The sequence below is a fragment of the Methylibium sp. T29 genome (assembly GCF_000576205.1).
GTDB classification, from domain to species: domain Bacteria; phylum Pseudomonadota; class Gammaproteobacteria; order Burkholderiales; family Burkholderiaceae_C; genus Methylibium; species Methylibium petroleiphilum.
The window spans coordinates 1-10,958 of sequence record NZ_AZND01000118.1 but is presented as its reverse complement, the minus strand read 5'-3'; the positions used below and the strand labels follow the sequence as shown (position 1 = coordinate 10,958).

General features: G+C 68.0%; 12 protein-coding genes and 3 pseudogenes. 13 read left to right on the top strand and 2 right to left on the bottom strand.

All coding sequences use genetic code 11. The annotated features are described in order from the left end of the window. From x551_RS13870 to x551_RS13810, 13 genes and pseudogenes are all read left to right on the top strand, one after another. Positions 1–259: pseudogene (locus x551_RS13870) on the top strand (PLP-dependent aminotransferase family protein); the annotation flags it as partial. Beyond that, positions 256–1,098, top strand: a complete 843-nt coding sequence (locus tag x551_RS13865) for a PhzF family phenazine biosynthesis protein (protein WP_011827788.1) — start codon at positions 256–258, stop codon at positions 1,096–1,098. The pseudogene x551_RS13870 and the gene x551_RS13865, both read left to right, overlap by 4 nt. 40 nt (positions 1,099–1,138) lie before the next feature. Then, positions 1,139–1,648, top strand: coding sequence for a GNAT family N-acetyltransferase (locus tag x551_RS13860; protein WP_036231718.1), 510 nt, complete (start codon positions 1,139–1,141; stop codon positions 1,646–1,648). Between the two features lie 59 nt (positions 1,649–1,707). Then, the gene (locus tag x551_RS13855; protein ID WP_011827790.1) at positions 1,708–2,547 is read left to right on the top strand and encodes an aldolase/citrate lyase family protein; all 840 of its coding nucleotides are present in this window, start codon (positions 1,708–1,710) and stop codon (positions 2,545–2,547) included. A 171-nt stretch (positions 2,548–2,718) separates the two neighbouring features. Then, positions 2,719–3,225, top strand: a complete 507-nt coding sequence (locus x551_RS13850; RefSeq protein ID WP_051495674.1) for an ATP synthase subunit I — start codon at positions 2,719–2,721, stop codon at positions 3,223–3,225. Positions 3,226–3,228: 3 nt separating this feature from the next. Beyond that, the gene (gene atpB / locus x551_RS13845) at positions 3,229–4,101 is read left to right on the top strand and encodes a F0F1 ATP synthase subunit A (protein ID WP_036231720.1); all 873 of its coding nucleotides are present in this window, start codon (positions 3,229–3,231) and stop codon (positions 4,099–4,101) included. Between the two features lie 61 nt (positions 4,102–4,162). Further along, positions 4,163–4,411 carry a F0F1 ATP synthase subunit C gene (gene atpE, locus x551_RS13840; RefSeq protein WP_011827793.1) on the top strand — a complete coding sequence of 83 codons (249 nt, stop codon included), beginning with the start codon at positions 4,163–4,165 and terminating at the stop codon, positions 4,409–4,411. 38 nt (positions 4,412–4,449) lie between these two features. Beyond that, positions 4,450–4,920, top strand: a complete 471-nt coding sequence (locus x551_RS13835; protein ID WP_011827794.1) for a F0F1 ATP synthase subunit B — start codon at positions 4,450–4,452, stop codon at positions 4,918–4,920. A 2-nt stretch (positions 4,921–4,922) separates the two neighbouring features. Beyond that, on the top strand, positions 4,923–5,456 hold the full coding sequence (locus x551_RS13830) for a F0F1 ATP synthase subunit delta (protein ID WP_011827795.1): 534 nt from the start codon (positions 4,923–4,925) through the stop codon (positions 5,454–5,456). 89 nt (positions 5,457–5,545) lie between these two features. Further along, a complete protein-coding gene (atpA, locus tag x551_RS13825) occupies positions 5,546–7,099 on the top strand; it encodes a F0F1 ATP synthase subunit alpha (RefSeq protein WP_011827796.1) in 1,554 nt (517 codons plus the stop codon). A gap of 32 nt (positions 7,100–7,131) precedes the next feature. After that, positions 7,132–8,006: pseudogene (gene atpG / locus x551_RS13820) on the top strand (F0F1 ATP synthase subunit gamma). Positions 8,007–8,062: 56 nt separating this feature from the next. Continuing rightward, positions 8,063–9,469, top strand: a pseudogene (gene atpD, locus x551_RS13815) (F0F1 ATP synthase subunit beta); the annotation flags it as partial. 135 nt (positions 9,470–9,604) lie between these two features. Then, positions 9,605–10,021 (top strand): F0F1 ATP synthase subunit epsilon, encoded by a 417-nt coding sequence (locus tag x551_RS13810; protein WP_011827799.1) that lies wholly within the window; start codon positions 9,605–9,607, stop codon positions 10,019–10,021. 84 nt (positions 10,022–10,105) lie between these two features. On the opposite strand, the gene x551_RS13805 is transcribed toward x551_RS13810, so the two are convergent. Together x551_RS13805 and x551_RS13800 are read right to left on the bottom strand one after the other, a co-directional pair. Further along, the gene (locus x551_RS13805) at positions 10,106–10,522 is read right to left on the bottom strand and encodes a YidB family protein (protein ID WP_011827800.1); all 417 of its coding nucleotides are present in this window, start codon (positions 10,520–10,522) and stop codon (positions 10,106–10,108) included. A 104-nt stretch (positions 10,523–10,626) separates the two neighbouring features. Next, positions 10,627–10,958: RsmE family RNA methyltransferase (locus x551_RS13800; protein WP_036249032.1), on the bottom strand; the 332-nt coding region annotated here is incomplete at its 5' end.

The following is a 10,958-nucleotide window of genomic DNA, read 5'->3' as shown; positions in this document are numbered from 1 at the left end:
CGGCATGTTCTTCTGGCTGCGGCTGCCGCCGGGGCTGGACGCGACGGCGCTGCTGCCGCGCGCTATCGCCGCCGGCGTGGCCTACGTGCCGGGTGCGCCCTTCCATGCCGGCGAAGCCGACCCGCGCACGCTGCGGCTGAGCTTCGTCACGCTGACGCCAGCGCAGCTGCACACTGCGATCGCCACGCTCGGGCGCGTGGTGCACGAGGCACTGGCCGAGCAGGCCGGGTCGGCGCTCTCGCTGAGGAGAGCCGCATGAGCGCGAACCCCGCTCGCCGCTTCTCGCAGGTCGACGTGTTCACCGCCGAGCCGTTGCGCGGCAACGCCGTCGCGGTGGTGTTCGACGCCGAGGGCCTGGACGACGCGCAGATGCAGGCCTTCGCGCGCTGGACCCAGCTCAGCGAGACCACCTTCCTGCTGCCACCCACCGATCCGTCCGCCGACTACCGCCTGCGCATCTTCACCCCGGCCGAGGAACTGCCGTTCGCCGGCCATCCCACGCTCGGCAGTTGCCACGCCTGGCTCGAGGCGGGCGGCCGGCCACGCACGGACGAGGTGGTGCAGGAATGCGGTGTCGGACTCGTGCGGATACGACGTGACGGCCGCCGGCTGGCGTTCGCCGCGCCGCCGCTGCGCCGCAGCGGCGCCGTCGACGAGGCCACGCGGGCGCAGATCGCCCGCGCCCTGCGCGTCGACGCGAGCGAACTGCTGGCGACGCAATGGGTCGACAACGGACCGGGCTGGGTGGCCGCGCTGCTGCCCAGCGCCGCGGCCGTGCTGGCGCTCGAGCCCGATTACGTCGCGATGCAGCCGCTCAACCTCGGCGTGATCGGGGCGCAGACGCCGGGTCACGACACCGCCTTCGAGGTGCGCGCCTTCGTGCCCTCGCTCGGCGTGCCCGAGGACCCGGTGACCGGCAGCCTGAACGCCGGTCTGGCGCAGTGGCTGATCGGCGCCGGGCTGGCGCCGGCGCGCTACGTCGCGAGCCAAGGGGGCCGGCTCGGGCGCGCGGGGCGGGTGCACGTGGATCAGGTCGGTGCGGACCTCTGGGTCGGCGGCGACTCGGTGACCTGCATCGTCGGCAGCTTGCGGCTGTGAGCCGCACGACGTGGGCGGCGCGGTGTAAATTCGCCGGGCGATGACCAGTCCCGGCATTGAACTGCTTACACCGGCCACGCCGGAACTGCTGGAGGCCACCCGGCAGATCTTCCGCGAGTACGCCGAGGCGCTCGGCATCGACCTGTGCTTCCAGAACTTCGACGCCGAGCTGGCCGCGCTGCCGGGCGACTACGCCGAGCCCGCCGGGGTGCTGCTGCTGGCCTACTGCGACGGCGAACTGGCCGGCTGCGGCGCCTTGCGGCCACTTCCCGAGTCCGACGAGGCGAACGCCTGCGAGATGAAGCGCCTCTACGTGCGCCGCGCCTTCCGCCGTTTCGGGCTGGGGCGGCTGCTCGCCCAGGCGCTGATCGACCGCGCGCGCAGCCGCGGCTATTCGGCGATGCTGCTCGACACGCTCGACGACATGGAGGCCGCGCGAGAACTGTACGCCTCGCTCGGCTTCGAGGAGGTACCACCCTACTACTACAACCCGATTCCCGGCGCACACTACCTGCGGGTCGGGCTTGAAGGGTCCGGCTCGCTGTACTGAGTCCCAGATCGTTAAGTGGAGTGTCGAGGCGGCGCCGTTGCGTCGCCCGGGAGGCCGCGATGAATGCGTTCAAGCAGCTGTTGCAGAACCCGGCCCGTGGCATCGACGCGCACCCGCGCGCCAGCCACCAGCGCGTGCCGCTCGGCACCTGGGTCATGTCGGCCAGCCCGCTGGTGGCCGAGGCGATCGGCCATGCCGGCTTCGACTGGGCGGTGCTCGACATGGAGCACTCGCCGCTCGAGCTGCCGGGCGTGGTGCAGATGCTGCAAGCCCTGGCCACGACGAAGCTGGTGCCGATCGTGCGCCTGCCCGCGAACGATGCGGTGCTGTTCAAGCGCCTGCTCGATGCGGGTGCCAGCACCTTGATGGTGCCGTTCGTCCAGAGCGCCGCCGAGGCCCGGCGCGCCGTGGCGGCCACGCGCTATCCGCCGCTCGGCATGCGCGGTGTGGCCGGCATGAGCCGCGCCACGCGCTACGGCACGCTGCGCCTCGATACGCAGGCGGCCGACGCGGGCGTGGCTCTGATCCTGCAGCTCGAAACGCCGCAGGCGCTCGACGCGCTGGAGGAGATCGCCGCGGTCGAGGGCGTCGATGCGCTGTTCATCGGGCCGGCCGATCTTTCGGCGGCCCTTGGGCATGGCGGCAATGCGCGGCACCCGGCGGTGCAGAAGCTGGCAGCGCAGGCGGCGGAGCGCGCGCGTGCGGCGGGCATCCCGATCGGCACGCTGGCCGGCACGCCGGAAATGGCCACCCAGGTCCGCGCGGCCGGGTTCGATTTCGTCGGCCTGGGGTCCGACCTCGGGTTGCTGGTGCATGCGGCGCAGGCATCGCTGCACGCGCTGCGCACGCCGGATGCCGCGGCGGTGCACTCGCTCCACGTCGGGACGCACGCCTACTGACCCGCGGGAGGGCTGCGGCCGAAGCAGGCTGGGGCGGCTGGCCCCTTAACACGGCAGCGGGCGTCCGTCGAGAGGCTTTCGCGCACGCGAATCAGCGGACTCGGCGAGGGTTGAAAGCTCCGGGTTATCACGTACACTCCCGGGGTTTTGCCGAATCTGACCTGTCCGAATATGAGCGAGCGCGCTTCCACCGATGTGCGCAACGCCTGGCCCGGACCTGGGGCAGCTGAGGACGACGACGCGCCTTTCAAGACCCTGAGCCCCGAAGAAGCCCAGGCTCTGAGGGCCAAGCACCCGCCGGTTTCACCCTGGCGGGTGATCGCGGCCCAGGCCGCGGTCGGCTTGGTGGTGGCGGCCCTGATCGGGCTGGTCACCCAGCGCAGCGAACTGGCCTGGTCGGCGCTTTACGGCGCCGCGGCCGTGGTGGTGCCGGGCGCGCTGTTGGCGCGCGGCATCACCCGCCTCACGGGGGCAGGAGTGGGCGCCGCGGCGTTCAGCTTCATGCTCTGGGAGGCGGTGAAGGTGGGTTTGGCAGTGGCCATGCTGGCGGCTGCCACGAAGGTCGTGCCGGGTTTGAGCTGGCCAGCGCTGCTGGTCACCATGCTCGTGTGCATGAAGGTCAACTGGTTGGCGCTGCTCTGGCAGGGCCGGGTGAAGAACGAAGCGGGACGAGACTGACTCATGGCAGCCGAAGGAAATCTTGCGGGACACGGACCCACTGCCGGTGAATACATCGGGCACCACCTGAAGCACCTGCAGAGCCACGAGCAGACCAGCATCGTGGATTTCTCGGTGTTCAACGTCGACTCGCTGTTCTGGTCGATCCTGCTCGGCGTCGTCGGCCTGTTCTTCATGTGGCGTGTCGCCAAGGGCGTGACTGCCGGCGTGCCGGGTCGCACCCAGGCCGCCGTCGAGTTGCTGCTCGAGATGGTGGACAACCAGGCCAAGTCCATCATCCACAACGCCACCTCGCGCAAGTTCGTCGGCCCGCTGGCGCTCACCGTGTTTGTCTGGATCTTCCTGATGAACTCGATGGACTTTCTGCCCGTGGACCTGATTCCGCGCATCTGGGAAGCGATCTACGGTGCGGCCGGCCACGACCCGCACCACGCCTACATGCGCGTCGTGCCGACCGCCGACCTGTCGACCACGCTCGGCCTGTCATGCGGCGTGCTGCTGGTCTGCATCTACTACAACATCAAGATCAAGGGGCTCGGTGGCTGGGTGCACGAGCTCTTCGCGGCGCCGTTCGGCGACAAGTGGTTCCTGTATCCGTTCAATTTCGCGATGCAGATCATCGAGTTCCTCGCGAAGACGGTGTCGCATGGCATGCGGCTGTTCGGCAACATGTATGCCGGCGAACTGCTGTTCATGCTGATCGCGCTGATGGGGGGCGTGGGCTTTGCCTCCGGCACCGGCATCGCGATGTGGATCGGCCACATCCTGGCCGGCACCGCCTGGGCGATCTTCCATATCCTGATCGTCGCCCTGCAGGCCTTCATCTTCATGATGCTGACCCTGGTCTATGTCGGTCAGGCGCACGACGCCCACTGACCGTTCGCGCTCGATTCGTTCTTCTTTCTTTCACTACAACCACCCCTCTGAAGGAGTCACCATGGAACACGTTCTCGGTTTTGTTGCCCTCGCCGCCGGCCTGATCATCGGTCTGGGCGCCATCGGCGCCTGCATCGGCATCGGCATCATGGGCAGCAAGTACCTGGAATCGGCCGCCCGTCAGCCCGAGCTGATGAACGAGCTGCAGACCAAGATGTTCCTGCTCGCCGGCCTGATCGATGCGGCCTTCCTGATCGGTGTCGGTATCGCGATGATGTTCGCGTTCGCCAACCCCTTCGTGCTGAAGTAATCCGGCCGTCCCTCCAACCGCACTAGAAAGGTGTTGCCGTGAGTCTGAACGCAACGCTCTTCGCGCAGCTGGTGGTGTTCTTCATCCTGGCGTGGTTCACGATGAAATTCGTGTGGCCGCCCATCACGAAGGCGCTGGACGAGCGCGCGAGCAAGATCGCCGACGGCCTGGCCGCGGCCGACCGTGCCAAGACCGAGCTGGCCTCGGCCAACAAGCGGGTCGAGGAACAGCTTGCCTCCGTACGTGACGAGAATGCTCGCCGCCTGGCCGATGCCGAGAAGCGTGCTCTCGCGATCGTCGAAGACGCCAAGAAGCGCGCCACAGAGGAAGGCAGCAAGATCGTCGCCGCCGCCAAGTCGGAAGCCGAGCAACAGCTGGTGCAGGCGCGCGAGTCGCTGCGCGAGCAGGTCGCCGCGCTGGCCGTCAAGGGCGCCGAGCAGATCCTCAAGCGCGAAGTCAACGCCGGCGTCCACGCCGACTTGCTGTCGCGTCTGAAGACGGAGCTCTGACGATGGCAGAACTCGCAACCATCGCGCGCCCCTACGCCGAGGCCCTGTTCCGCGCCGCGCCGAAAGGCGAGGCGGCCGGCTGGGCCGAGCAGGTGGCCGCGCTCGGCGCGGTCGCTGCCGACCCGGTGCTGCGGCAGTTCGCCGACAGCCCGAAGGTGGCGGCCCAGCAGGTGTTCGATCTCGTCGCCGGCGTCACCAAGCAGACGCTGGTGCCGGGTGTGCAGAACCTGCTGCGCGCCATGATCGAGAACGGGCGCCTGTCGGCGCTGCCCGAGGTCGCCGCGCAGTTCCACGCGCTGGTCAACGCGAGTTCGGGCGTTTCCGACGCCATCGTCTACAGCGCCTTCCCCATCGAGCCGGCCGCGCTGGCCGACCTGGTGGCGACGCTGGAGAAGCGCTTCGGGCGCAGGCTGTCCGCCACGGTGCAGCTCGAGCCCGAACTGATCGGTGGTGTCCGGGTGGTGGTCGGCGACGAGGTGCTCGACACCTCGGTCAAGGCCCGTCTCGAGCACATGAAGGTCGCGTTGACCGCCTGAGCCGTATTTGAATCAATCCGCCCGGAGGCGCGAGTCGTCGGGTTCGGTCGTCGACGCCGCAGGGCGCCTGAAGAGACTGGGAGCTAGCCATGCAACTGAATCCCGCTGAAATTTCCGAACTGATCAAGAGCCGCATCGAGGGGCTCGGCGCCTCGTCGGACATCCGCAACCAGGGCACCGTGGTGTCGGTGACCGACGGCATCGTGCGCGTGCACGGCCTGTCGGAGGTCATGGCCGGCGAAATGCTGGAGTTCCCCGCCACCAAGGACGGCCAGCCGACCTTCGGTCTCGCGCTGAACCTCGAGCGCGACTCGGTCGGTGCCGTGATCCTGGGCGAGTACGAGCACATCTCCGAAGGCGACACGGTCAAGTGCACCGGCCGCATCCTGGAAGTGCCGGTCGGCCCGGAACTGATCGGCCGCGTGGTCAATGCGCTGGGTCAGCCGATCGACGGCAAGGGACCGATCAACGCCAAGATGACCGACGTGATCGAGAAGGTCGCGCCGGGCGTGATCGCACGGAAGTCGGTGGACCAGCCGGTGCAGACCGGCCTGAAGTCGATCGACTCCATGGTGCCGGTGGGCCGCGGCCAGCGCGAGCTGATCATCGGCGACCGCCAGACCGGCAAGACCGCGGTGGCGATCGACGCGATCATCAACCAGAAGGGTCAGAACATGACCTGCGTCTACGTCGCGATCGGGCAGAAGGCCTCGTCGATCAAGAACGTGGTGCGCTCGCTCGAAGCGGCTGGTGCGATGAGCTACACCATCGTCGTGGCGGCCTCCGCCTCGGAATCGGCAGCGATGCAGTACGTGTCGGCCTACTCGGGCTGCACGATGGGCGAGTACTTCCGCGACCGCGGCGAAGACGCGCTGATCATCTATGACGACCTGTCCAAGCAGGCGGTCGCCTACCGCCAGGTCTCGCTGCTGCTGCGCCGCCCGCCGGGCCGTGAAGCCTACCCCGGTGACGTGTTCTATCTCCACAGCCGTCTGCTCGAGCGCGCCGCGCGCGTGAACGCCGATTACGTCGAGAAATTCACCAATGGCGCCGTCAAGGGCAAGACCGGCTCGTTGACCGCGCTGCCGATCATCGAGACCCAGGCCGGTGACGTGTCGGCCTTCGTGCCGACCAACGTGATCTCGATCACCGACGGCCAGATCTTCCTCGAGACCAACCTGTTCAACGCCGGCATCCGCCCCGCGATCAACGCCGGTATCTCGGTGTCGCGCGTGGGGGGCGCCGCCCAGACCAAGCTGGTCAAGGGCCTGTCGGGCGGCATCCGGACCGACCTTGCGCAGTACCGTGAACTGGCCGCCTTCGCGCAGTTCGCCTCCGACCTGGACGATGCCACCCGCAAGCAGCTCGACCGCGGCGCGCGCGTGACCGAGCTGCTCAAGCAGCAGCAGTACCAGCCGCTGCCGATCAGCCTGATGGCTGCGACGCTGTACTCGGTGAACAAGGGCTTCCTCGACGACGTTGACGTGAAGAAGGTGCTCGCCTTCGAATCGGGCCTGCACCAGTTCCTGAAGACCAGCTACGCCGCGCTGCTGAAGAAGCTCGAGGACAGCAAGGCGCTGGACAAAGACAGCGAAGCCGAGCTCGCCGCCGCCATCGGTGCCTTCAAGAAGTCCTTCGCGTAAGCGCCTGACCCTCTCACGACAAGGAGCGCGCGATGGCAGCCGGCAAGGAAATACGCGGCAAGATCAAGAGCGTCGAGAACACCAAGAAGATCACCAAGGCCATGGAAATGGTCGCGGCTTCGAAGATGCGCAAGGCGCAGGAGCGCATGCGCGCGGCCCGGCCGTATGCGGACAAGATCCGCAACATCACGGCCAACCTCGCGCAGGCCAACCCCGAGTACACCCACCCCTTCATGGCGGTGAGCGCGACGGCCGCCAAGACCGCGGGGTTCGTCGTCGTCACCACGGACAAGGGCCTGTGCGGTGGCCTGAACACCAATGTGCTGCGCGCCGTCACCGGCAAGCTGCGCGAGTTGGAGTCGCAGGGCAGCAAGGCCGAGGCGGTGGCGATCGGCAACAAGGGCCTGGGTTTCCTGAACCGTATCGGCGCCAAGGTGGTGTCGCATGCCACTCAGCTGGGTGATGCGCCGCACCTCGAGCGGTTGATCGGGCCGGTCAAGGTGCTGCTCGACGCCTATGCCGAGGGCAAGCTCAACGCGGTCTACCTCTGCTACACGCGCTTCATCAACACGATGAAGCAGGAGCCGGTGGTCGAGCAGCTGCTGCCGCTGGCCTCCGACAAGCTGAAGCTGACGCCGGCGAACATGGCTGGGACTACCTCTACGAGCCCGACGCCAAGACCGTCATCGACGACCTGCTGCTGCGCTTCGTGGAGGCGCTGATCTACCAGGCGGTGGCCGAGAACATGGCGTCGGAGCAGTCCGCGCGCATGGTCGCGATGAAGGCCGCGACCGACAACGCAGGCACGCTGATCGGCGAGCTCAAGCTGGTCTACAACAAGACCCGCCAGGCGGCGATCACCAAAGAGCTTTCAGAGATTGTGAGCGGCGCGGCCGCGGTGGGCTGACGGCCCGACGCACCCGCAGACGCAACGCAAAGACTATTGATTGAAGGAACTGAAAAATGGCGAACACTCAAGCAGCCGTCGGCAAGATCGTCCAGTGCATCGGCGCTGTCGTGGACGTGGAGTTCCCGCGGGACCAGATGCCGCGTGTCTATGACGCGCTGAAGATGGAAGGCTCTGCTCTGACGCTCGAGGTGCAGCAGCAGCTCGGCGACGGCGTGGTCCGTACCATCGCGCTGGGCTCGTCCGACGGCCTGCGCCGCGGCCTGATGGTCAGCAACACCGGCGCGGCGATCACCGTGCCGGTCGGCAAGGCCACGCTGGGTCGCATCATGGACGTGCTGGGCAGCCCGATCGACGAGCGCGGCCCGGTCAGCGCCGAGCTGAGCATGCCGATCCACCGCAAGGCGCCGGCCTACGACGAGCTGAGCCCGTCGCAGGAGCTGCTCGAGACCGGCATCAAGGTGATCGACCTGATCTGCCCGTTTGCCAAGGGCGGCAAGGTGGGTCTGTTCGGCGGTGCCGGCGTCGGCAAGACCGTGAACATGATGGAGCTGATCAACAACATCGCCAAGGCCCACTCGGGTCTGTCGGTGTTCGCTGGCGTCGGCGAGCGTACCCGCGAGGGCAACGACTTCTATCACGAGATGTCGGACTCGAAGGTCGTGGTCCAGGAGGACCTGACGCAGTCGAAGGTCGCGATGGTCTACGGCCAGATGAACGAGCCCCCGGGCAACCGTCTGCGCGTTGCGCTGACCGGCCTGACGATCGCCGAGTCCTTCCGCGACGAAGGCCGTGACGTGCTGTTCTTCGTCGACAACATCTACCGCTACACGCTGGCCGGCACCGAAGTGTCCGCGCTGCTGGGCCGGATGCCGTCGGCGGTGGGCTACCAGCCGACGCTGGCCGAGGAAATGGGCCGGCTGCAGGAGCGCATCACCTCCACCAAGGTGGGCTCGATCACCTCGATCCAGGCCGTCTACGTGCCCGCGGATGACCTCACCGATCCGTCGCCCGCAACCACCTTCGCCCACTTGGATGCGACCGTGGTGCTCTCGCGCGACATCGCCTCGCTGGGCATCTATCCCGCGGTGGACCCGCTGGACTCGACCTCGCGCCAGATCGACCCGAACGTGGTCGGCGAAGAGCACTACAACACCACCCGTGCCGTGCAGCAGGTGCTGCAGCGCTACAAGGAACTGCGCGACATCATCGCCATTCTCGGCATGGACGAACTGGCGCCGGAAGACAAGCTGGCCGTGGCGCGCGCCCGCAAGATCCAGCGCTTCCTGTCGCAACCCTTCCACGTGGCCGAGGTCTTCACCGGCTCGCCGGGCAAGTACGTGCCGCTGAAGGAAACCATCCGCGGCTTCAAGATGATCGTGGCCGGCGAGTGCGACTCGCTCCCGGAACAGGCCTTCTACATGGTCGGGACGATCGACGAAGCTTCGAAAAGGCCAAGAAGATCCAATAAGCGGCGCAGACGGCGCTCGGGCGTCGTTGCCGTGCGCACTGGGCAGGAAGCCCGGGTCCGCGCGGCGCCTATCCGAACGCCGCCTGCTTGCTTCTTGAACCTTCTTGCACGCTAAGGACGATTCAGCATGGCAACGATTCATGTCGACGTGGTTTCCGCCGAAGCCTCGATCTTCTCGGGCGAAGCGAAGTTCGTCGCGCTGCCCGGTGAAATGGGCGAGCTCGGCATCTATCCGCGACACACGCCGCTGATTACGCGCATCAAGCCGGGCGCGGTGCGGGTGGAGCGCGCCGACAACGGCGAGGAAGAGTTCGTGTTCGTGGCCGGCGGCATCCTCGAGGTGCAGCCGGACCGCGTCACGGTGCTGGCCGATACCGCGATCCGCGGTCACGATCTCGACGAGGCCAAGGCCGAGGAGGCCAAGAAGGCCGCCGAAGAGGCGATGAAGAACGCCAAGAGCGACATCGACTTCGCCAAGGCCCAGGGCGAGTTCGCGGCCATGGCCGCGCAGATCGCTGCGCTGCGCAAGTTCCGCAAGAAGTAAGGCGCGGAGGTCGGGGCGGCGGGCTGTTTCGCCGTCGGTCCGCACACGACACCAGGCCCGCCGCGTGCGGGCCTTGTCGTTTCTTCAGGGCCGGCTGAACCGCTCCAGCACGCTGCCCAGGTCGCCCAGCCCTGAGCTGCCGATGTCGGACAGCTGGCCATTGGGCGTGAGCTTGTCCACCACCTGCGGCAGCAGCTGCGACAGTTGACCGGCCGCCTCCCCCGGAGGCAGGCCAAGCTGCTGGGCGAACTGCGACAGCATGTCGCTGCCCAGCACGTCCTGCAGCTGGCTGGCGGACACCGGCAGGTTCTGGCCAGTGCCGACCCACGAGGCGATCAGGTCGCCCAGGCCGCCCTGTTGGAACTGCTGCACCAGGCCCTCGAGCCCGCCGCCTCCCTGTCCACCGCGCGCCAGCATCGCGATCACCGCCTGCAGCGCGTCGCCTTGCCCGTTCGCCTGGGAGCCGCCCAGGGCTCCGATCACCGAGTCCAGCAAACCCATCACGTGCTCCCGCGGGGACCGTCCCCGCGCCGATTGTGAGGCCCGCAGGCGAGCGGCGGCGCAGAGTCCCTCGGCAGCGTACGGTGCCCGCGCGGGCTCACCTCTCAGCCGAACAGCGCCGCCACGGCTGCCAGTACGGTCAGCGCCGCAGTTTCCGCACGCAGCACCCGCGGGCCGAGCGTGATCGGCTGCAGGCCGGCCGCGCGCGCCTGCGCATCCTCGGTGTTGCAGAGGCCGCCTTCGGGGCCGCTCAGGAACAGGAGGCCTTGGCCGGCCCGCAGTGCCGGCGGCAGTGCCTCGACGAACGGGCGCGTGCCCTCGGCCAGGCTCAGCACGAAGCGCGCCTCGGTCACGTCGGGCCGCAACGCGCGTTGCCACTCGCCGAAGGCACGCACCGGCAGCAGGCGCGGCAGCGTGGTGCGGCCGCACTGCTCGG